Genomic DNA, 19,908 nt, shown 5'->3' with positions numbered 1-19,908 from the left:
GACGCACACGCAGGGGGAACGCATGACTGCTGCACGTCGCCATGCCCGCAGGTGGGGCGCACTTCTCGGGGCTCTTGCCCTGACCGTCACGCTCGGGTCGGCCTCCGCGAGCGCCAGCCCGTCCGACCGCACCGACCGCACGAGCCGGGCCGAGGCCGCCCGTGTCGACCGCGTCGCGGTTCCCGACCCGCAGTGGTTCGACTGCAGCAGCGTCTTCGGCGAACGCACCGAGTGCGGGACCGTCCAGCTGCCGCTCGACTACGACCAGCCCCGCAAGGCCACCACGGACGTCGCGCTGCTGCGGCTGTCGGTCGCCGACCCGTCGCGCAAGATCGGCACGCTGTTCATCAACCCGGGCGGACCGGGCGGGTCCGGGGTGCAGATCGCCGCGTCCGCGGCGTACTTCCTGTCCCCCGCGCTGCTCGAGCGGTTCGACGTCGTCGGCGTCGACCCCCGCGGCACGAACTTCAGCAGCAACGTGAAGTGCTTCCGCCACCTGGGCGAGCAGGCGGACGCCCTGACCGGTCTCAACGTCGCGTTCCCGGTGGGTGACGCGGAGACCGGTGCGTACGTCGCGTCGGCGAAGGCGTTCGGGTCGGCCTGCTCCAGCGCCGGTGCCCCGCTCGCCGGCTCGATGTCGACGGCCGAGGTCGCGCGCGACATGGACGTCCTGCGCCGGATGGTCGGGGACAAGAAGCTGACGTACCTGGGCTTCTCGTACGGCACCTACCTGGGCAACGTCTACGCCAACCTGTTCCCGGACCGCGTGCGTGCGGTCGTCATCGACGGCGTGCTCGACCCGCTCGCGTGGGCCGGCACGCCCGAGAACGCGAGCATCCCGCAGACCCAGCGGCTGAAGTCCGGCGAGGGCGCGTCGAAGGCGCTGGACGAGGTCCTCGCCCGGTGCGCCGCGGCGGGGCCGGAGTTCTGCCTCCTCGCCGGTCTCGGCGACCCGGCCACGGTCTACGCGGACATCGTCGCCTCCCTGAAGGCGAACCCGCTCGTCATCTCGGACGAGTTCGGCGAGTTCGTGCTCACCTACCCGGACCTGGTCGGACTGCTCCTGGGCGACCTCTACCAGCCGGACGGGTCGGCCTGGGTGGACCAGGACCTGACCTTCGTCCACAGCCTGATCTTCCCGACCGACGCCGACCTCGCGGGTGCCCGGGCGGCCTTCGTCACGCGGTACGAGGCGCTGCACGGACCGGCGACCCCGAAGGCGCCCGTCGCTGCCGGCTGGCCGTACGACAACGCGCCCGAGGCGTTCCAGAGCGTGCTGTGCACCGACGGGCTCAACCCCGCCCGTGCCGAGGACTGGGTCCCGGCGTCCGCCGCGGCCGATGCCGCCGCACCGGGCTTCGGACCGCTCTGGACGTGGGCCTCGTCCCCGTGCGCGTCGTCGACCTGGACGATCCGCGACGAGGACGCGTACACCGGCCCGTTCACCCGCAGGACGGCCGCTCCGGTGCTCGTCGTCGGCAACTACTGGGACCCGGCCACGAACTACGACGGGGCCGTCGCCGCAGCCGCGCTGCTGCCCAGGAGCACCCTCCTGACCAGCGACTCGTGGGGTCACACGGCGTACGGCACGTCGGCGTGCGTGACGGACGCCGTGGACGCCTACCTGATCACGGGCGAGACGCCCGCGGACGGGACCGTGTGCACCGGTGACGTGCAGCCGTTCACCGAGCCGCTGGGCGGCGAGGAAGGTCCGCAGTCGCGACGGGCCGCCCCGGCGCGGCCGCTCCCGCCGGTGGTTCCGCCGCTGCCGGGTGCGGTGCCGCGCTCCTGACGTCGAGGTGTCCTGACCGGGCGGTCCGCCGCCCGGTCAGGCGCCGCCGCCTGATGACCCACTCCGCGAACGCGAGGTTGAGGGTCCAGGCCAGGGCCATGAGCAGGGCACGGGCCGTGACGCTCGTCATGCCGACCGCCAGGAACGGACCGAGGATGAGCGCCTGGGTCCCGGCGCCCTGGCCGATCGCGTAGCCCCGGGTCATCCACGCGCTGTGCGTGACGACGTCCCGGCGCCGGATCGCGACCACCCCGAGCACCAGGAACGCGACCATCGCGGACCCGAACAGCAGCCGGAACACCTCCAGGAGCGGCCCGTCGGTGGCCGGCAGGTCGGCGAACGACGCCATCCACAGACCCGACAGGGCCGCGCCGACCCCGGCGGGTGCGACGACGCGACCGGCCAGGCGGTGCCATCGCGGGCGCCGACGGCGCAGGCCCGGGTGGAACTGGAACGCGCCGAGCAGGCAGAACACGCTCGCGGACACGATGTGCACCACGACGGGCAGCGGCATCGCGACGAACCGCGCGTTGTCCGGGGTGACCTCCGGGTCGCCTGCGAGCTCGGTCAGCCGGACCGTGCCCGCCAGCATCGGGACGAGGCTGAGCAGGATCAGGCCAGCCGGGATGAGCCACTCACGCCTGCGCTTCGACATGCCGTGAGCCTTGCCGCCGCCGACGTCGCGCACATCGGCCGAGCAGTCGCACCGGCGTCGGCCGTTCGGCCGAGGAAACCCTGTGGCATGTTCGGTCGTTCACCCCTCGACGGCCACCCCCCTTCCGGACGGAGACCCCATGAACCCGCTCGTCTGCCCCAAGTGCGGCTCGGACATGCGCGCGTACGAGCGCAACGGCGTGACCATCGACCAGTGCACCGGCTGCCGGGGGATCTTCCTCGACCGCGGCGAGCTGGAGAAGCTCACCGACGCCGAGGCCTCCTACTACGGCACGCGCCCGGCGGCCCCCGCCCCGGCACCCGCACCCGCACCGGCTCGCTACCCGGACGACCGCTACCGCGAGGACGACCGGTACCGGGGCGGGGACCGCGACGACTACTACAAGAAGAAGAAGAAGCGCAGCTTCCTGGACGACCTCTTCGACTGAGCGAGTGTCAGACCCCCGCGGCAGGGTGGTCGCATGGACGTGAAGGAAGCGGTCGAGGCCAGGGTCGTGTCGGGCGAGGTGCACGGGGCCGCGTGGCTCGTGGACCGCGCGGGGGACGTGCGCTCCGGCGCGGCCGGCATCAGCGTGCCCGACTCGGTCTTCCGGATCTCGTCGGTGACCAAGCCGGTGGTCGCGGCGCTGGCGATGGGACTGGTCGACGACGGGCTCCTGCGCCTCGACGACCCGGTCGACGCGCTGCTGCCGGAGCTGGCCGACCGGCGCGTGCTGCGGACCCCTGACAGCCCGATCGACCACACCGTCCCCGCGGACCGCGCGATCACCGTGCGGGACGTGCTCGGGTTCCGGCTCGGCCTGGGCATGGACTTCACCGGGCCGTTCCCCGGCGCGGTGCTCGGCGCGCTCGCGGAGCGGGGTCTGCCCGTCGGACCGCCCGCCCCGCAGGCCGCCCCGGCGCCCGACGAGTGGATGCGCATCGTCGGGAGCGTGCCGCTCGCCCACCAGCCGGGTGCGCGGTGGCTCTACAACACCGGCGCGCAGGTGCTCGGGGTGCTCGTCGCCCGCGCGGCCGGTCGCCCCCTGCCGGACCTCCTGGCCGAGCGGCTGCTGGACCCGCTGGGCATGACCGACACCGGCTTCCAGGTCCCGCCCGACCAGCGGGGGCGGCTCGGCCCTACCTGGCTCGGACCCGAGGTCTACGACGAGGCCGACGGGCAGTGGGCGACGACGCCCGCGTTCCCCGACGCGGCGTCTGGCCTGGTGTCGACGGTCGCGGACCTCCACGCGTTGGCGCGCACGCTCCGCGACGGCGGCGGACCGGTCCTGACCACCGCCGCGGTCGCGCAGCTGGTCACGGCAGCGGGCGTCCCGCACGACCCGGACGGCGGCGAGGGGTGGGGGCTGGGCCTCGGGGTCTGCACGGCCGACCGGCCCGACGGCCGGCACGCCGGGACCTACGGCTGGGACGGCGGCCTCGGGTCGACGTGGTGGACCGACCCGGTGACGGACACCATCGCGATCCTGCTCACGACGGACGCGTGGACCTCAGCGCAGCCGACGCCGGTGTTCACCGACTTCTTCACCTCGGCGTTCTCGAGGGGGTGACCGGGTCGGGGGGTGCGGCTCGCGTGCGGTCTAGACGAGCTGCTCCACGAGCGCGATCACGGTCGAGTCGTGCCAGCCGTCGTCGAGCCCCTCGAACAGGGCCGCGCGCTCGGGTGAGTCCATCCAGATCTGCTCCAGCCGGCGGAACTCGTCCGCGTCCCCCTCGGCGCTCACGGCCCAGGTGAACTCGTTGGCCTCCCGGTTGACGTACGCGGACTCGATCGTGAACCCGAACGCGGGCCGGGCGGGCGCGAGCGAGGTGGACCACCACGCGAGGAACTCGTCGACGAGGTCGGGCTTGACGTTGTAGCGGCGGAGCTGGACGGTGCGCGGCACGACGGGTCCTCTCGGTCGGGTGGGCCCATCCTGCCGGTCAGCGGACCCGCACAGCACCCACGGTCGCCTCGACGTGGATCACGGCGTCCCGCAGCGCGAGGTCCGTGACCGACACGCCGTCGACCTTGGCGGAGATCGCGTCCTGGACCGCGATCACGACCCAGGGCTCGGACTCCCCGCGCTGGACCTCGACCAGACCCGGAGGCAGGCCACGGTCCCGCAGCGCGGCGTTGATCGGCCCGACGAGGAACGGCACGAGCTTGTGCGCGGGCAGGGCCCGGGCGTGCGCGGTCACGACGAGCGTCGCCGTGCCCGCGGACCAGTCGGCGAACCGGACCGTCACCGCGACGGTCCCGACCGCGGCCGCGGCGAGGCGCAGGGCCGTGGACGGGTCCGGGATCGCGCGCAGGTCGATGTCGGCGTGGATCGTCGAGCCCTCGCAGCGCAGCTCTCGCACCATCGGCGGGAGCGGATCCTTCGCCACGGCAAGGGCGAGCGCCTCGTCGAACGGTAGGGCGAGCTGCATCCGGGGCTCCTCGGTCGGCGTGTCCCGCCCGCCGCTCGCATGGTCACGGCGGGCGGGCACGCATCACGCTAGGCGGTCGGGAGTCGCTGGGCGAACCCCGGCCGTGTCGAGCCGGACGTCCGGGTCAGCCCGCCGCGCGCTCGGCCACCGGGACCGAGTGCCGGTTGACGTGCGGGCTCAGGCCGAGGTTCTCGCGCAGCGTCGAGCCCTCGTACTCGCGCCGGAACAGCCCACGGTCCTGCAGGATCGGCACGACGGTGTCGACGAACACGTCCAGCCCGCCGGGCAGGTACGGCGGCATGATGTTGAAGCCGTCCGCGGCACCCTGCTCGAACCAGGTCTGGATCTCGTCGGCGACCTCGGTCGGGGTCCCCGCGAACGTCCGGTGCCCGCGGCCCCCGCCGAGGCGCCCGATGAGCTCGCGGACGGTCAGGTTCTCCCCCTCGGCCAGGTCCCGGACGAGCTGGAACCGGCTCTTGTTGCCCTCGATGGACTCGACGGGCGGGATCGGCGGGAGAGGTGCGTCCAACGGGTGGTCGGTGAGGTCGACACCGAGCATCCCGGAGAGCTGGCGCAGGGCGTAGTCCGGGGAGATCAGGTCGGTGAACTCCAGCTCCAGGGCGCGTGCCTCGTCGGTGGTCGGCGCGATGAACGGGACGATCCCGGGCAGGACGGCGAGGTCCTGCGGGCGCCGGCCGTACGCGGCGAGCCGGCCCTTGAGGTCCGCGTAGAACGCCTGCCCCTCGGCGAGCGTGCGCTGCGCGGTGAACACGGCCTCGGCGTACTGCGCGGCGAACGCCTTGCCCGCCTCGGACGAGCCGGCCTGGACCAGGAGAGGACGGCCCTGCGGGGAGCCGGGCACGTTCAGCGGGCCGGCCACGCGGAAGTGCTCCCCCACGTGGTCGGTGCGGTGCACCTTCGCCGCGTCGGCGAACACGCCGCTGGACGGGTCGAGCCGGATGGCGTCCGACTCCCACGAGTCCCAGAGCGACAGCGCCACGTCGAGGAACTCCGTGGCCCGCCCGTACCGGTCGGCGTGGGCGCGGACCTTGTCGAGGCCGAAGTTGGCGGCCTCCGCGTCGGTCCCCGAGGTCACGATGTTCCAGCCCGCGCGCCCGCCGCTGATCCGGTCGAGGGACGCGAAGGCGCGCGCCAGCAGGTAGGGCTCGTAGTAGCTGGTGGACGCCGTCGCGATGAGGCCGACGTGGCTCGTCGCCCCGGCGATCGCGGTCAGCAGCGTGATCGGCTCGAACACCGCCTGGGTGTTGCGGGCGACGTTCGGTCCGACGGCCAGCCCGTCGGCGAAGAAGACCGAGTCGAGGCGGCCGCGCTCGGCGATGCGGCCCAGCTCGACGTAGTGCGCGACGTCGAGCGCGCGGGACGGGTCCACGCGGGGGTGGCGCCAGGCCGCCTCGTGGTGGCCGACGCCCATGAGGAAGGCGTTGAGGTGCAGGGTGCGGGTGGTCATGGGGACTCCAGGGGTCACGAGGTGGGACGCCAGCGCGACAGGCGGCGCTCGGCGAGGAGGAGGACGGCGTTGATCGCGAGGCCGACGAGCGCGATCGTGATGATCCCGGCGTACATCGCGGGGATCTGGAAGTTCTGCTGGGCGGCGGTCACCAGGTAGCCGAGGCCCGCCCGGGCACCGACCATCTCCGCGGCGACCAGCACGAGGATCGACGCGGCACCGGCCATCCGGACGCCGGTGAAGATCGTCGGCACCGCGGCGGGGAGCGTGACCTTGGTGAACAGCTGCAGCGGGCGCAGACCCAGCGAGCGGGCGGACTTGAGCAGCAACGGGTCGACGGTGCGGACGCCCGTGATCGTGCTCAGCAGGACCGGGAAGAAGCAGGCGTAGACCACCAGCGCGATCTTCGAAGTCTCCCCGATGCCCAGGATGAGCACGAACACCGGCAGGAGAGCCAGGGCGGCGGTGTTCCGGAACAGCTCCAGTACGGGGTTGAGGAAGCGCGCGACCGACGCGGACCGCCCGATCAGCGCACCGAGCGGGATGGCGGTCGCGAGCGCGATGCTCAGCCCGACCAGCGCCCGGGTCAGGCTCGCCTGCAGGTGCTCGGTCAGCTGACCGCTGCTCACCAGGTCCGCGAGCGCGCCGAGCGACGTGCTGAGCGGCGGCAGGAACACCGCGTCGACCAGTCCGATCCTCGGGGCGACCTCCCAGAGCGCCGCGAACGCGAGGATCGCGGCGCTCCCCCGCAGGACCCGGCCGAGCGCTGGCAGGAACCGGGGGGTCTGGACCTCGTCGACGGTCAGACCTGCGCGCCGTCGGTAGTCCTCCGGTGCGGGGTCGAGGGTGGGGGCGGCCTTCTCGAGCGTCGAGCTAGACATGGGCGACCTCTGTTTCCGACCGATCTTCGATCTGCTGGAGAGAGGACCACACGCGGTGCCGCAGACGGCCGAACGCGGGGTCGGAGCGGACGTCCTCGCCCGGCACGGGATCGAGGTCGATGTCGATCAGGTCGCTGATCCGCCCGGGCCGCGGCGACATCACCGCGACCCGCTGGCCGAGGTAGACGGCCTCGTCGATGCCGTGCGTGATGAACACGACGGTCTTGCCGGTGGCCCGCCAGATCCGCAGGAGCTCGTCCTGCAGGGACTCGCGGGTCTGCGCGTCGAGCGCCGCGAACGGCTCGTCCATGAGCAGCACCCGCGGGTCGACCGCGAGCGCCCGGGCGATCGCCACGCGCTGCTTCATGCCGCCCGACAGCTCGTGCGGGTACCGGTCGGCGAACCCGGTCAGGCCGACCAGGTCGAGATGCTCGTCGGCCAGCCGGGCCCGTTGCTTGCGCGGGACGCCGACGGACTCGAGACCGAGCTCGACGTTCTTGCGGGCGGTGCGCCAGGGCAGCAGCGCGTACTGCTGGAACACCACGGCGCGGTCGGTGGCCGGTCCGGTGACGGGCTCGCCGTGCAGCAGGATGCGCCCGCTGGTCGGCGTCGTGAGTCCCGCGACGAGGTCCAGCAGCGTCGACTTGCCGCAGCCGCTGGGCCCGACGACCGCGAGGAACTGCCCGTCGGGGACCGAGAGGTCGAGGTCCTGCACGGCGGTGAACCGGGCGGAGCGGCCGTTGTCCCGGACGACGAAGTCCTTGCGGACGGCCTCGAGGTCGAGCGCCGCGGTCATGAGACGGCCTCGCCGTCCGGGCCGCTGTCCGGGTCGTACGTGCCGTTGCTGTAGGGGTTGTCCTCGTTGGTGTAGAGGTCCTCGGGGTCGATCTGACCCTCCTCCAGGGTGCCCTCGCGGACGAGCCAGTCGACCCAGATCGAGATCTCCCGCGGGTCGATGACGCCGCCCGGACCGGCCACGCCCGCGCTCTTCCAGTACTGCACCAGCTCGGTGTTCTCCTCGCGGCCGCGGCCGTCGATGATCGTCTCGAACCGGTCGATGACCGTCTCGCGCGGGTTGGTCTGCGTCCAGCGGATCGCGCGGGCGACGCCCTGCACGAAGTCGGCGACGGCCACCGGGTTCGTGGCGATGAAGTCGTCCCGGAAGACGTACGAGCCGTACGTGAACTCGCCGTACAGCGAGGTGTCGGTGAACAGCTCGTGCAGCCCGCCGCGTTCCAGCGCGCTGTCCCGGAACACGCCGCCGAGGGTGCCGACGTCGATCTGGCCCTCGCGCAGCGCCTGCTCGGTGGACACGGGCGGCACGACGATGAGCTCGACCGTCGCGATCTCGTCCGTGGTCAGCCCTTCCTTCGCCAGCCACTCCCGGACGACGAACTCGTGGTGCGCGCCGAGGGTGTTCATGCCGACCTTCTTGCCGACGAGGTCCTGCGCGGACCGGATCGGGCTGCCCTCGAGCACGTAGTAGCCGTTGTAGGCGACGTCGTCGGACCCGTAGTAGCCGATCACGGACGTGATCGGGGAGCCGGCGGCGACGAGCTTGGCGATGGCGCCGTTGAACGCCCCGCCGACGTCGGTCTGGCCGGTGGCGGCCGACTGGATGTCCTGCGGGCCGCTCGTCGTGTCGCCCACCCACTCGAGCGTGACGTCCTCGAAGTAGCCGAGGTCGTCGGCCAGCTCGGGGAGGGTCACCTGCCCGGCGTTGCCCTGGTAGCGGAGCGTGACGGGCGCTTCCGGGTCGGTCGGCGCTGCGGCCGCCGTGCAGCCGGTGGCGAGCGCGGCGACGGCCGTGAGGATCGCGGCGAGGGTCGCGAGGCGGCGCATGGTCGGGGGTGGGGTCGACAAGGACACAGGTGTCTCCGTGGGTAGGCAGCAGCACCCCGCCGGTGTGTGGTGCCGGCGCGGTCGGGGGAGGGTGGCGATCAGGGGCCGCGGCGCGGGGTGACCGGGCCGGGCGGGGGTGCGTGCGGCGGGGTCCTACCGGCCGGCGCGCATGACCGGACGACAACACGCGGTCGACCACGCGGCGCCGCGAGGCGACAGGGCGTGGCCGACGAGCGGCGTGCTGGAGGTCATGGTGAGACGGTAGTAATACCCGACCTTGCCGGTCTACTTAGTCCAGGTGGTGAGACGTGCGTCCGTCAGGCGGGCGTGCCCTCCGCCAGCCACGCCTCGAACGCGTCGAACGACGACCGCCGGCCCAGGAAGTCGGCGACGAGGTCCGCGGCGTCGGCGGACCCGCCGGGCGCGAGGATCGCGTCGCGATAGCGCCTGCCGACCGTCGGGTCCATCAGGTCGGCGCTGAACGCCGTGCGCAGGTCCTTCGCGATGACCAGGCTCCAGAGGTACGTGTAGTACGCGGACCCGTACCCGTCGAGGTGCCCGAACCCGGCGTACTGGTGGGTGTCCGCGATCGGCGTGTAGGGCCCGAACCGGGCGTCGATCTCTGCCGTGTAGGCCGCCAGGTCGGCGGGAGGGTCGGCGTGCAGCCCGTAGGACAGGGCCGTGTAGTTGAGCTGGCGACGGGTCCACGCGCCGCGCCCGAACGCGTCCGCCCGGCACATCCGTTCGACCAGCGCCGCAGGGATCGGCTGCCCGGCGGCGTTCGTCGCGAAGGACCCGAGCACCCCCGCGTCCCAGCCCCACTCCTCGAGCAGCTGGCTGGGTGCCTCGACGAAGTCCCACTCGGTGGCGACACCCGTGAACATCGCCCACGTCTGGTGGCCGCCGAGCACCTCGTGCACCAGGTGGCCGAGCTCGTGGAAGAACGTCAGCACGTCGTCGTGCTCCATGAGGCCGGTCGGGAAGTTGCACACCAGCGCACCTTCGGGCAGCGAGCGGCCCGCGATGCCCGGCACCAGCGGGAACTGGGCGGCGTGGTTGAACTTCCCGGCCCGCGGGTGCATGTCGAGGTACACGCGACCGATGGCGCGGCCGTCGTCGGTGACGTCGTAGACCTCGACGTCCTCGTGCCACGTCGGCGCGTCGACCGACCGCAGCTCGATCCCGAACAGCCGCGAGACGACGTCCAGGACGCCGGGCTTCACCGTCTCGTACCGGAAGTACTCGCGGACCTCGCGGGAGTCGACGTCGTACTGCTCGTTCTTGATGATCTGGTCGTAGTAGAGGTTGTCCGCGGCAGTCACCGCCGTCGCGTCGGGGACGTCCTGGCGGTAGCGCGCGAGCATGACGTCGACGTCCCGGGCCGCCGGGACCGCGGTCAGCGCGTCGAGCTGCTCCACCAGGTCGGCGATCGCCTGGCCGGAGCCGATCATCTTGACCTCGGCGTCGTACGTCGGCCAGTCCGGGTAGCCCAGGAGGGTGGCCCGCTCGGCGCGCAGCCGGAGCAGCTCCGCGAGGATCGGCTCGTTGGCCGGCCACCCGATGCGCTGGTGCTCGCTGGTCAGCGCGAGCCGGACCGCCGGGTCCGTCGCGTACGTCCGGACCGGCAGCAGGTCCGGGTACTCGGTGGTCAGGGTCACCAGCCCGTCCTCGCCCGCCGGGTGCTCCGCGCGGAAGTCGTCGGGCAACCCGTCCAGCTGCTCGGGCCGCACCTGGACGCTGCGGACGCCGTCGCGGATGTTCCGGGAGAACTCCAGGCCCAGCTCCGTGCACCGCTGCGCGAGCGCCCGCAACCGGTCGCGGTCCGCCTCCGGGCGGTCGACACCGGCGCGCCGGAAGTCGCGCAGCACGTGCTCGCGCACCCGGGCCGCGCCCGGCTCGAGCCCGTCGGCGTCCGTGGCGGCGAGCACCTGCCACAGCGCGTGGTCGAGGCCGCGCTCGGTCACGAGGTCCTCGGCGGCCTGCGCGCGTTCCTCGGCAGCCGCCCGAAGGTCCGCGTCGGGGTGCACCTCGGCCAGCAGGTGCGCCGCCGCGGACCCCGTCGCGATCGCGACGTCCGCGTCGTTCCAGAGCCCGAGGACCTCCGTCGTCGAGCGCGGTGCGCCGTCCTTCAGCCGGGCCAGCAGCGCGCGGGCGTCGTCGAGCGACGCGTCCACCGTGCTCGCGAGGAAGGCCGGCCAGGCGGCGCTGTCGGTCGGGAATGAGGTCACGGGCATGGGCCGACGATAACCGTCGCCGACTGGTCGACGTCCAGCGCGATTCGCGCCCCGGCTGCAGCACCCCGGACTCGTAGGCTCGACAGGTGCAGACCCGGCTGGCCGACATCGCGCAACAGGCTCAGGTGAGCACGGCGACCGTGTCACGCGTGCTGAACGGCCGGCCCGGCGTCTCCGGGGGCACCCGTCAGGCCGTCCTCGCCGCGCTCGACCTGCTCGGCTACGAGCGCCCCGCCTCGCTGACGACCAAGTCGGTGGGCCTCGTCGGGCTCGTCGTGCCCGAGCTGACCAACCCCGTCTTCCCCGCGTTCGTCGACGCCATCGAGCAGCGCCTCACCGAGGAGCGGTTCACGCCCGTGCTCTGCACGCAGTCCCCCGGCGGCACGTCCGAGGACCGGTACGTCGAGGTGCTGCTCGACCACGCCGTGAACGGCATCGTGTTCGTCTCCGGCCTGCACGCCGACAAGCAGGCCAACCTCGGGCGCTACCAGCGGCTGCGCAACTCCGGCGTCCCGATCGTGCTGGTCAACGGCTACAACGCCGAGATCGACGCGCCCTTCGTCTCCACCGACGACACCGCCGCGATCGACGCGTCCGTCGACCACCTCGTCGCGCTCGGCCACCGCCGCATCGGGCTGGCCATCGGACCCGACCGGTTCGTCCCCACGCGCCGCAAGGTCGCCGCGTTCGCCGCCGCCCTCGCGCGGCACGGTCTCGACGACGGCGAGCTGCACGTGAGCTCGTCGCTCTACACCGCCGAGGGTGGGCAGGCCGCCGCCACCGACCTCCTCGACTCCCGGCACACCGCTATCGTCTGCGGCTCCGACCTCATGGCCCTCGGCGCCATCCGGGCCGTGCGCTCGAACGGCCTGCGCGTGCCGGAGGACGTGTCCGTGCTCGGGTACGACGACTCCCCGCTCGTCGCGTTCGCCGACCCGCCCCTGACCACGGTCCGCCAGCCCGTCGAGGCGATCTGCCGGGCCGCGGTCCACGCGCTCCTGGCCGAGATGCGCGGCGAGAAGCCGTCGCGGGAGGAGCAGCTGTTCGCTCCGGAGCTCGTCGTGCGCGGGTCGACAGCCCGCGCGCCGGAGTAGGTGGCGGCGTGGACAGGTCCGAGCTGCTGGTCATCGGAGGTCGTTCCGGCGTGGGCAAGTCCTCGGTGGCGCACGCGCTGCACGTGCACCTGCGGGACGCCGAGGTGCAGCACGCGGTCATCGAGGGGGACACCCTGGACCTGGCGTGGCCCGCGCCCTGGGAGCACCGGCTGAGCATGCGCAACCTGGCGGCGCTCTGGGCGAACTACCGCGAGCTCGGCTACCGACGGCTGATCTACACCAACACCGTGGCGGTCCTCGAGGCCGACGAGCTCGCGGAGGCCATGGGCGACAACCCACGGATCACCGGCGTGCTGCTCACCGCGGACGACTTCGTGGTCGGCGCGCGCCTCGCGTTGCGAGAGTCCGGCGACGAGCTGGCGGCGCACATCGAACGGTCGGCGCGCGCGGACCGTCGCCTGTCCGCCGACACCCCGGCCTGGATGCTGCGGGTGGCCACCGACGGACGGACCCCGACCGAGGTCGCCCGCACGATCGGCGCGCTCCTGCTGGAGTGGTGAGGGCGGGCGTCGGGGGCCGTCCCTAGGGTGGGTCGCATGCCGGAGCCGTTCGTCTCGCCCACCACGCCCGAGGCCATCGAGGACCTGCGCACCCGGTTGCGGGCCACGCGCTGGCCCGACGCACCCGAGGACGCCGGCTGGTCGCTGGGCACCGACCTCGGCTACCTGCGGGAGCTCGTCGCCTACTGGGCCGACGGGTTCGACTGGCCCGCGCAGGAGGCGGAGCTGTCCCGGCACCCCCGGTTCCACGTGACCCTGGGCGACCATCGGATCCATGTGGTGCACGCCCGTGCGGGATCGTTCCCGCTGATCCTGACGCACGGCTGGCCCGACTCCTTCTGGCGGTACAGCGAGGTGATCTCGCTGCTGACCGACCCCGAGGACCCGGCGGACGCGTTCGACGTCGTCGTCCCGGACATGCCCGGGTTCGGGTACTCCGACGGTCCGCCGCGGGACGTCGTCGGAGTCGCCGGGCTGTGGGCCGAGCTGATGACCGCGCTCGGCTACGAACGGTTCGGTGCGGCGGGCGGGGACATCGGCAGCGGCGTCAGCAGGTTCCTCGCGCTCGACCACCCCGACCGGGTCGTGGCGGTGCACCGCACCGACGGGGGGATCCCGATCTACACGGGCGACCCCGCGGAGCTGGCACCCGAGGAGCGCGAGTTCATCGCGGGCGCGCAGGCGTGGGGTGCGCGCGAGGGCGCGTACGCGTCGATGCACCGGACGAAGCCTCTGACCGCGGCCGTCGGGCTCACCGACTCACCCGCGGGGCTCGCGGCGTGGATCGTCGAGAAGCTGCAGGCCTGGAGCGACCGTGCCCTGACCGACGACCAGGTCCTCACCAACCTGACGATCTACTGGCTCACGGGGACGATCGGCTCCTCGATGCGGATGTACCACGCCAACTCCCGGATCCCGCCGGAGCAGCACGCCCGCCGGGTCGAGGTGCCGTCCGGGTTCGCGCTCTTCCCCGCCGACCTGGTCCGACCGCCGCGGGCCTGGTTGGACCGCACCGCGAACACCGTGCGCGTGACCGAGCCGCCGCGCGGCGGGCACTTCGCGCCGATCGAGGAGCCCGAGCTGTACGCCCAGGAGCTGCGGGACTTCTTCCGCCCCTACCGCTGAGGCCCACGCCGGGCCAGGACCACGCCGCCCGGCACGTCGGCGTCGGGGTCGATCAGCAGGTGCGCCTCGACCACGAAGCCGGCGTCGCGCAACCACCCGGCGACGCGCTCGACCGGACGGTGGTGGACGTCGACCCGCATCGGGAGTCCGCCGTAGCCCTCGGTCTTGTGGTTGCGGCGGTCGCCGAGGTGGAAGCCGAGCATCGTGACGCCGCCCGGACGCAGGACGCGGTGCAGCGCGGCCGCCACCGTCGGCAGGTCCTCGTCCGGCACGTGGACGATCGAGTACCACGCGAGCACCCCGCCCACCGACCCGTCCGGGACGTCGAGCGCGGTCATCGACCCGACCTCGAACCGCAGTCCCGGGTGGTCGCGGCGAGCCAGCCGCACCATCTCGGGCGAGAGGTCGATGCCGACGACGTCCAGGCCGAGGTCGCGCAGACGGGCGGTGACGTGGCCGGGTCCGCACCCGGCGTCGACGACAGGACCGCCGACCGCGCGGACACGCTCGGCGAAGAGCGCCAGCACGCCACGGACGACGGGCAGGCCGTCGAGGGTCACCCTGCGGGCATACGACTCGGCGACCGTGTCGTAGGACGCGCGGGTGTCCTCCAGCCAGCCGGTCACGGGCCCCCCAGGACCATCCGCACGGTGACCGTGTCACCGAGGTCCAGGAGCTCGGCCTTGCGCACGTTGTCCTTGACCGGCACCAGGTAGCGGCCGTCCTTCGGGAAGAGTGACGTCTCCCACTCGGTGTCGCCGATGGTGACCAGGACCGGTATCACCCCCCACCCGTAGGTGACCTCGGCGGACACCGCCTTGATCGCGGCGCTCTCCTCGGGCGGTACGGGCACGTAGTGGAACGGCGACGGCCCGCGCCAGTAGATGATCTCGCCGGTGAACTCGAGCTCCATCGCGCCATGATGCCGCCGAGGTACGACACGGGCACCCCGTCGCCGGGGTGCCCGTGTGGCGCTCAGTGCCAGTCGGAGATCTTGACGTCCGCCGGTGCCGGTGCGCCGGTGCCCGTCTCGACGAGCTGCTTGAGGCTCATCAGGAACGTCGCCCACTTGGTGCTGCAGTGGGACATGAACTCGACCTGCTCCTTCCAGCCCTCGTGGGCGAACAGGACGATCACGTACTCGCCCTCCTGCTTGAGCTCCCACCGCACGGTCGTCCCGATCCACTCGGGCGGCCCGTCGACGACCTCCCACAGCACGCTCCGGCCGGGCTCCTGCGCGAGCACGACCATGTCGATCCCGCCCGGCTCGAACCGGAACTCCAGCAAGCCACCGACCTCGGCCTGACCCGTGGTGTCGGCCGTCCACCAGCCGGCGAGCCCGTCGACCGTCGCCACCGCCGCGTACACGTCGTCCAGGGCCGCACCCTTCACGCCGACCCGGTGAATGATGTCCACCATCTCGATACCCCTCTTCTCGTCACTTCTTCTGACTGCGCTCGATCGCCTCGGCGATCCGCTTGATCCGCTGCAGACGGGCGTCCCACGCCGACCCGACGTCGGCGAGCTGGGCCACCGCGCGGGCGAGCTGCGCCTCGTCCACCCGGTACCGGCGCTCGCGCCCCTCGGGGGTGACGTGCACCAGCCCGACGCGGTCCAGGACCACCAGGTGCTTGGCCACGGCCTGTCGTGTCACCGGCAGGCTGTCGCTGAGCGTGGTGGCGGTGCCGGCCCCGTCGGCGAGCAGGAGGTCGAGCATCCGGCGCCGCGTCGGGTCGCCGATCGCGGACCAGAGGTCGTCGTCGACGGCGACGCTCATGGCGTCGACACCAGCCCGGCGGCGTACTCCGCGATCGCCGGGACGAACCGGTCCCAGCCCTCGACGTGGTCGGCGTAGGCCGCTTCGAGGGTCGCGATCTCCCAGCCCTTCTCCCGGTAGCCGGTCTCCGTCATCCGGAGCAGCGTGCCCGCGCCGGACGGGACGAGCTCGAACGTGACGAGCAGGGACGGTCCGTGCGTCCCCTCGTCGAAGATCCACCGGAACGAGAACAGGCGCGGCGGGTCGACGTCGACGACCGTGAGCGGTTCCACGTGGTCGTCCCCCGGCCACCCCACCTGGGCCGCGGCCCCCGGGGTCGGTGACAGGTCGGACTCCGCGCCGTTCCACCACTCCCGGATGTGCTCCGGGCTGCTGATGACCTCGAAGACGACCTCGGGCGACGCGTCGACGTGGATCTCGCGCTCGATGCTTCCGAACTCCATGACCTTCTCCTTCTGCAACTATCGGTTGCAGGTCACGCTACCCTCGCGCCATCCTTCGCGCAACCATGAGTTGCGCGAGGTGTGCGGATGGCAGACTCGGCCGGTGATCGTGGCGCTCCCCGACCAGCGGCCCGCGCGGGTGCGGCTCGAGTGGGGTCTCACCGGTGCGCGGCACCTGCTCGGCCCGGACGGGTCCGCGAGCCTCGTCGTCGTCGTCGACGTCCGGTCGTTCTCCACGGCGGTGACCGTCGCGTGCGAGCAGGGCGTCGTCGTCCACCCCTACCCGCACCGCGACCCCGCGGGCGCGGAGGCGCTGGCCGGCTCCCTGGGGGCCGCACTGGCACTCCCGAGGGGCGACGGTCGTCTGAGCCTCTCGCCGGCCTCGCTCGCACACCTGCGCGGCGGGCGGCTCGTCCTCCCCTCGCCGAACGGCGCGACCATCGCGCACGGCTTGGCGAGCACCGGCGCGACCGTCGTCGCCGGGTGCCTGCGCAACGCCTCGGCGGTCGCCCGCGCCGCGGCGGACCACCTCGCCGCCGACCCGTGCCACGACGTCGTCCTCGTCCCGGCAGGGGAGCGCTGGCCCGACGGGAGCCTGCGGCCGTGCCTCGAGGACCTGCTCGGCGCGGGCGCGATCGCTGCGGCGCTCGGGGAGCTCTCCAGCGAGGCCAACGCGGCCGCCGCTCTCTGGCGGGCGACGCCCGACCCTTCGGCGGCCGTCGGCGCATCGACGAGCGGTCGCGAGCTGACCGCGGCCGGCTGGTCGGACGATGTCACGATCGCCGTGGCCGTGGACGCGACCGGCACGGTCGCACGGCTGACCGACGACGGGACCGGCCCGTCGCTCGCGTCGGCCCGACACTGACCGCGCCGGCCGCACGACCGGTGCCACCGCACAGCGGCGACCAAGCCCTGGGTCCCGCGTCAGCGTCCTGGACCGCGACTCACGGCTTGCTCGTCAGCGACGGCGGGCCGAGAAGGTCGTGACCAGCGGGGCCAGCAGCGCGATCGCCGCCGCGACGAACGCGGCCGTCGCGACCGTCTCGTCGACCAGCGGACCGTTGGTGCGGCCCAGGCCGATCCACCCCAGGCCCCACGCCATCGCCAGGCCCACCGGGACGATCACCGACGGACGCCCGCGCCCGAAGACCGCGTACGCGACGGACAGCGCGGCACCGGCCGCGAGGACGATCACCGACCACGCCGTCGCGCCCAGGCCGAGCTCGCCGACGTCGGCGACCGTGAGGAACGCGGCGATGTTGGCGAGCGTCGCGACGCTGACCCACCCGAGGTACAGCCCCGTCGTCGTGTCGGTGACCAGGGACGTCGCGACCCCCGTGTGCGCGAGGCGGACGAGCTTCACGAAGACGACCGCGAGCACGGCCAGCAGCGCGAGGATCACGACGACGCTCCCGCCGACCGACCCGGCCTGCACGACCGCGATCCACAGCGCGTTGAGCAGCATCGACGCCAGCACCCACCACGAGACGGCGCGCAGACGCGGGTCAGCACCCTGGCGCGGCAGTGCCTGCACGACCGCGAAGACGCCGAGACCGAGGTAGATCAGCGACCAGATCGAGAACGCGGGGGTGTCGGGCGCGAGCGGGGTGGCGGTCGCGGACAGGGCACCGTCGGCGGCGTCGGCGATGGGCTGGCCGCCGAACGCACCGGAGCCGATTGCCGCACCGCCGATGGCGACGATCGCGCCGACGAGGACGGTGACCTGGCGGACCCGGTCCCGGGTCGTGGCGGGTGAACGGGTGTCGAGTGCGGTCTCCATGCACACCATCGTGCCAACACTCAGCATGCTGAGCATCTTGAGACCCCAGGTCAGCCGACAGCGACACGCCCCGGCAGCTCCACGCCGATGCGCAGCGCCTCGACCAGGTCCCGGTACAGCGCGTCGGACTCCAGCAGCTCCTCGTGCGTCCCACGGGCCCGCACCCGCCCGTCCTCCATCACCAGGATCGTGTCGGCGTCGAGCACCGTGGACAACCGGTGGGCGACCGTGACGACGGCCCCGCGCGCGGCCAGGTCCCGGATGCAGTCGTGGATCGCCGACTCCGTGAGGCCGTCCACCTGGGCGGTCGCCTCGTCGAGCAGCAGCACCTCGGGCGCCTTGAGGATCGCGCGGGCCAGGGCGATGCGCTGCCGCTGGCCGCCGGACACGGACGTCGAGGTCAGCGACGTGTCCAGCCCGTCGGGGAGCGCGTCGAACGCCCCGTCGAGCCGGACCGCGGCCAGCACGCGGTCGAGCTCCTCGTCGGACGCGTCGGGTGCACTGAACAGGAGGTTGTCGCGGATCGAGCCCGGCACGATCGGCGTCTCCTGCTCGACGTACGCGAAGCGCTCGCGGAGGCGGCCGTGCCCGATCTCGGAGAACGGGACCCCGTCCAGCAGGAGCTGCCCGGACTGCGGCTCGAGGAACCGCAGCAGCAGCGAGAACACCGTGGTCTTGCCGGCGCCCGACGGGCCGACGAGCGCGGTGTGCCCCCGGCGCGGCACCGTGAACGAGATGTCCCGCACGGCCGGCTCGGCGTCGGGCCCGTAGGCGGCGGTCACGTTCCGGAGCTCGACGACGGGGGTCGACTCGTCCGTCGCGACGGGCGCGGCACCGCCGGAGGGCACGGGCTCCTCGCTGTCCATCGTCGTGACCTCGCGGATGCGCGCGGCCGCGGCGATACCGGACTGCAGCTGCGTGAAGGCCTGGGTCAGCTCGGTGATGGGGCCGACGATGTTGAACGCGTACAGCAGGAACGCCACCAGGCTGGACACCGCGAGCAGGTCCTGCGAGACGCGCCAGGCACCGAGCCCGAGGATGACGACGATCGCGAGCTGGATGCCGCCCCACGAGATGGTCCAGGCGACGGCGGTCGTCCGCACGGCGCGCACCGAGTGGTCCTTGGCGTCGCGCGCGTCGGCCAGGATCCGCTCGCCCTGACGCTCCTCGGCGCGGCTCGACTTCACCGTGCGGACCGCGCGCAGCGTGCCCTCGAGCGTGCCGCCGAGCCGGCCGACGGACTCCTGCGCGGCCTCCTGCGCCTTCGCGATGCCGGGCAGCAGCAGGGCCATGAGCACGCTGACGACGATGATCGCGGCGATGGTCGTGCCGAGCAGCACGAGGTCGAGGACGGCCATGAGGACGAGCGTCCCGATGAGGGCGACGACACCGTTGACCAGGCTGACCAGGCTCGACGAGGCCGCCTCGCGCAGCAGCAGCGTGTCCGAGGTGGTGCGCGTGACCAGCTCGCCGACGGGCCGACGCGTCACGGCGGGCACGGTCGCGCGCAGGAAGTGCCGGACCAGCGACTCGCGCGCGTCGAGCACGATGCGCTCGGCCACGGTGCCCATGAGGATCCACTGCGTGAGCCCGACGGCCGACCCGACCACCAGGAGCCCGAGCAGGAGCGCGATGGGCGTCGCCAGGCTCAGACCCTCCGACAGGGAGTCGAGCACCCACTTGGTGACCATGGGCGTCGCGAGACCCATCGCGGTCGCGACGAGGCTCAGCGCGAGTCCGACCAGGAGCGTGTTGCGGTGCGGCCGCGCGAAGCCGATGAGGATGCGCAGACGCTCGCCGCGAGGAGGTTGGTCGGTGTCCGTCGTCGCCGTCATCCATCCAGTGGAACACTGATGTTCCAGAT

General features: G+C 72.9%; 22 protein-coding genes. 7 read left to right on the top strand and 15 right to left on the bottom strand.

From position 1 onward, the window contains the following. Window positions 1–22: 22 nt before the first annotated feature. Complete coding sequence (locus tag ASF78_RS09135; RefSeq protein ID WP_056587132.1) at window positions 23–1,792, top strand: alpha/beta hydrolase; 1,770 nt, start codon at window positions 23–25, stop codon at window positions 1,790–1,792. Here ASF78_RS09135 and ASF78_RS09130 read toward each other — a convergent pair. Then, entirely contained in the window at window positions 1,683–2,447 is a 765-nt protein-coding gene (locus tag ASF78_RS09130) for a DUF2306 domain-containing protein (RefSeq protein WP_082494969.1), read from the bottom strand. The genes ASF78_RS09135 and ASF78_RS09130 overlap by 110 nt on opposite strands. Before the next feature lie 139 nt (window positions 2,448–2,586). On the opposite strand from ASF78_RS09130, the gene ASF78_RS09125 reads away from it, so the two are divergent. After that, entirely contained in the window at window positions 2,587–2,895 is a 309-nt protein-coding gene (locus ASF78_RS09125) for a zf-TFIIB domain-containing protein (protein WP_056587131.1), read from the top strand. Between the two features lie 33 nt (window positions 2,896–2,928). Beyond that, complete coding sequence (locus ASF78_RS09120) at window positions 2,929–4,017, top strand: serine hydrolase (protein ID WP_056587127.1); 1,089 nt, start codon at window positions 2,929–2,931, stop codon at window positions 4,015–4,017. 30 nt (window positions 4,018–4,047) lie between these two features. On the opposite strand, the gene ASF78_RS09115 is transcribed toward ASF78_RS09120, so the two are convergent. The 7 genes from ASF78_RS09115 to ASF78_RS09085 form a co-directional block, all read right to left on the bottom strand. Then, the gene (locus tag ASF78_RS09115; protein WP_056587123.1) at window positions 4,048–4,353 is read right to left on the bottom strand and encodes a hypothetical protein; all 306 of its coding nucleotides are present in this window, start codon (window positions 4,351–4,353) and stop codon (window positions 4,048–4,050) included. A 37-nt stretch (window positions 4,354–4,390) separates the two neighbouring features. Then, the gene (locus ASF78_RS09110) at window positions 4,391–4,879 is read right to left on the bottom strand and encodes a hypothetical protein (protein WP_056587120.1); all 489 of its coding nucleotides are present in this window, start codon (window positions 4,877–4,879) and stop codon (window positions 4,391–4,393) included. A gap of 124 nt (window positions 4,880–5,003) precedes the next feature. Then, entirely contained in the window at window positions 5,004–6,347 is a 1,344-nt protein-coding gene (locus ASF78_RS09105) for an LLM class flavin-dependent oxidoreductase (protein WP_056587115.1), read from the bottom strand. A 14-nt stretch (window positions 6,348–6,361) separates the two neighbouring features. Continuing rightward, window positions 6,362–7,228: an ABC transporter permease gene (locus ASF78_RS09100; RefSeq protein ID WP_056587113.1), complete on the bottom strand. Its 867-nt coding sequence runs from the start codon at window positions 7,226–7,228 to the stop codon at window positions 6,362–6,364. Then, complete coding sequence (locus ASF78_RS09095) at window positions 7,221–8,024, bottom strand: ABC transporter ATP-binding protein (protein WP_056587111.1); 804 nt, start codon at window positions 8,022–8,024, stop codon at window positions 7,221–7,223. Before ASF78_RS09095 ends, ASF78_RS09100 begins: the two co-directional genes overlap by 8 nt. Next, window positions 8,021–9,097 (bottom strand): ABC transporter substrate-binding protein, encoded by a 1,077-nt coding sequence (locus tag ASF78_RS09090; protein WP_235518450.1) that lies wholly within the window; start codon window positions 9,095–9,097, stop codon window positions 8,021–8,023. The genes ASF78_RS09095 and ASF78_RS09090 overlap by 4 nt, the downstream gene beginning before the upstream one ends. Before the next feature lie 290 nt (window positions 9,098–9,387). Next, complete coding sequence (locus tag ASF78_RS09085; protein ID WP_056587106.1) at window positions 9,388–11,304, bottom strand: M3 family metallopeptidase; 1,917 nt, start codon at window positions 11,302–11,304, stop codon at window positions 9,388–9,390. An 86-nt stretch (window positions 11,305–11,390) separates the two neighbouring features. Here ASF78_RS09085 and ASF78_RS09080 point away from each other — a divergent pair, with 86 nt between their 5' ends. Genes ASF78_RS09080 through ASF78_RS09070 form a run of 3 tightly spaced genes read left to right on the top strand, consistent with a single transcriptional unit; the run spans window position 11,391 to window position 14,044 of the window. After that, window positions 11,391–12,398: a LacI family DNA-binding transcriptional regulator gene (locus tag ASF78_RS09080; protein ID WP_056587104.1), complete on the top strand. Its 1,008-nt coding sequence runs from the start codon at window positions 11,391–11,393 to the stop codon at window positions 12,396–12,398. An 8-nt stretch (window positions 12,399–12,406) separates the two neighbouring features. Continuing rightward, window positions 12,407–12,919 (top strand): ATPase, encoded by a 513-nt coding sequence (locus tag ASF78_RS09075; protein WP_056587101.1) that lies wholly within the window; start codon window positions 12,407–12,409, stop codon window positions 12,917–12,919. Window positions 12,920–12,955: 36 nt separating this feature from the next. Then, window positions 12,956–14,044, top strand: coding sequence for an epoxide hydrolase family protein (locus ASF78_RS09070; protein ID WP_056588419.1), 1,089 nt, complete (start codon window positions 12,956–12,958; stop codon window positions 14,042–14,044). Here the strand turns inward: ASF78_RS09070 and ASF78_RS09065 are convergent. From ASF78_RS09065 to ASF78_RS09045, 5 genes are all read right to left on the bottom strand, one after another. Next, window positions 14,035–14,670, bottom strand: coding sequence for a class I SAM-dependent methyltransferase (locus ASF78_RS09065; RefSeq protein ID WP_056587098.1), 636 nt, complete (start codon window positions 14,668–14,670; stop codon window positions 14,035–14,037). The genes ASF78_RS09070 and ASF78_RS09065 overlap by 10 nt on opposite strands. After that, on the bottom strand, window positions 14,667–14,957 hold the full coding sequence (locus tag ASF78_RS09060) for a DUF1905 domain-containing protein (RefSeq protein ID WP_056587095.1): 291 nt from the start codon (window positions 14,955–14,957) through the stop codon (window positions 14,667–14,669). The genes ASF78_RS09065 and ASF78_RS09060 overlap by 4 nt, the downstream gene beginning before the upstream one ends. Window positions 14,958–15,019: 62 nt before the next feature. Then, window positions 15,020–15,463, bottom strand: coding sequence for an SRPBCC domain-containing protein (locus ASF78_RS09055; RefSeq protein WP_156374087.1), 444 nt, complete (start codon window positions 15,461–15,463; stop codon window positions 15,020–15,022). A 19-nt stretch (window positions 15,464–15,482) separates the two neighbouring features. Then, window positions 15,483–15,821, bottom strand: a complete 339-nt coding sequence (locus ASF78_RS09050) for a metalloregulator ArsR/SmtB family transcription factor (RefSeq protein ID WP_056587092.1) — start codon at window positions 15,819–15,821, stop codon at window positions 15,483–15,485. Beyond that, window positions 15,818–16,264, bottom strand: a complete 447-nt coding sequence (locus ASF78_RS09045; protein WP_056587088.1) for an SRPBCC family protein — start codon at window positions 16,262–16,264, stop codon at window positions 15,818–15,820. The genes ASF78_RS09050 and ASF78_RS09045 overlap by 4 nt, the downstream gene beginning before the upstream one ends. Window positions 16,265–16,367: 103 nt before the next feature. On the opposite strand from ASF78_RS09045, the gene ASF78_RS09040 reads away from it, so the two are divergent. Beyond that, window positions 16,368–17,129 (top strand): 2-phosphosulfolactate phosphatase, encoded by a 762-nt coding sequence (locus tag ASF78_RS09040; RefSeq protein ID WP_235518449.1) that lies wholly within the window; start codon window positions 16,368–16,370, stop codon window positions 17,127–17,129. Window positions 17,130–17,222: 93 nt separating this feature from the next. On the opposite strand, the gene ASF78_RS09035 is transcribed toward ASF78_RS09040, so the two are convergent. After that, window positions 17,223–18,044, bottom strand: a complete 822-nt coding sequence (locus tag ASF78_RS09035) for a tryptophan-rich sensory protein (protein ID WP_056587085.1) — start codon at window positions 18,042–18,044, stop codon at window positions 17,223–17,225. A gap of 50 nt (window positions 18,045–18,094) precedes the next feature. After that, window positions 18,095–19,879, bottom strand: coding sequence for an ABC transporter ATP-binding protein (locus ASF78_RS09030; protein WP_200940533.1), 1,785 nt, complete (start codon window positions 19,877–19,879; stop codon window positions 18,095–18,097). Between the last annotated feature and the right edge of the window lie 29 nt (window positions 19,880–19,908).

Source organism: Cellulomonas sp. Leaf334, from assembly GCF_001424195.1.
Lineage (GTDB): Bacteria > Actinomycetota > Actinomycetes > Actinomycetales > Cellulomonadaceae > Cellulomonas.
This window is presented reverse-complemented; position numbering and strand designations above follow the sequence as displayed.

Excerpts from the sequence above, each read along its gene's own strand:
- ASF78_RS09120 (WP_056587127.1), top strand. The coding sequence starts at position 2,929 with ATGGACGTGAAGGAAGCGGTCGAGGCCAGGGTCGTGTCGGGCGAGGTG.
- ASF78_RS09105 (WP_056587115.1), bottom strand. The coding sequence starts at position 6,347 with ATGACCACCCGCACCCTGCACCTCAACGCCTTCCTCATGGGCGTCGGC.
- ASF78_RS09045 (WP_056587088.1), bottom strand. The coding sequence starts at position 16,264 with ATGGAGTTCGGAAGCATCGAGCGCGAGATCCACGTCGACGCGTCGCCC.
- ASF78_RS09125 (WP_056587131.1), top strand. The coding sequence starts at position 2,587 with ATGAACCCGCTCGTCTGCCCCAAGTGCGGCTCGGACATGCGCGCGTAC.
- ASF78_RS09085 (WP_056587106.1), bottom strand. The coding sequence starts at position 11,304 with ATGCCCGTGACCTCATTCCCGACCGACAGCGCCGCCTGGCCGGCCTTC.
- ASF78_RS09050 (WP_056587092.1), bottom strand. The coding sequence starts at position 15,821 with ATGAGCGTCGCCGTCGACGACGACCTCTGGTCCGCGATCGGCGACCCG.
- ASF78_RS09135 (WP_056587132.1), top strand. The coding sequence starts at position 23 with ATGACTGCTGCACGTCGCCATGCCCGCAGGTGGGGCGCACTTCTCGGG.
- ASF78_RS09030 (WP_200940533.1), bottom strand. The coding sequence starts at position 19,879 with ATGACGGCGACGACGGACACCGACCAACCTCCTCGCGGCGAGCGTCTG.
- ASF78_RS09095 (WP_056587111.1), bottom strand. The coding sequence starts at position 8,024 with ATGACCGCGGCGCTCGACCTCGAGGCCGTCCGCAAGGACTTCGTCGTC.
- ASF78_RS09110 (WP_056587120.1), bottom strand. The coding sequence starts at position 4,879 with ATGCAGCTCGCCCTACCGTTCGACGAGGCGCTCGCCCTTGCCGTGGCG.
- ASF78_RS09035 (WP_056587085.1), bottom strand. The coding sequence starts at position 18,044 with ATGGAGACCGCACTCGACACCCGTTCACCCGCCACGACCCGGGACCGG.
- ASF78_RS09130 (WP_082494969.1), bottom strand. The coding sequence starts at position 2,447 with ATGTCGAAGCGCAGGCGTGAGTGGCTCATCCCGGCTGGCCTGATCCTG.
- ASF78_RS09055 (WP_156374087.1), bottom strand. The coding sequence starts at position 15,463 with ATGGTGGACATCATTCACCGGGTCGGCGTGAAGGGTGCGGCCCTGGAC.
- ASF78_RS09060 (WP_056587095.1), bottom strand. The coding sequence starts at position 14,957 with ATGGAGCTCGAGTTCACCGGCGAGATCATCTACTGGCGCGGGCCGTCG.
- ASF78_RS09070 (WP_056588419.1), top strand. The coding sequence starts at position 12,956 with ATGCCGGAGCCGTTCGTCTCGCCCACCACGCCCGAGGCCATCGAGGAC.
- ASF78_RS09100 (WP_056587113.1), bottom strand. The coding sequence starts at position 7,228 with ATGTCTAGCTCGACGCTCGAGAAGGCCGCCCCCACCCTCGACCCCGCA.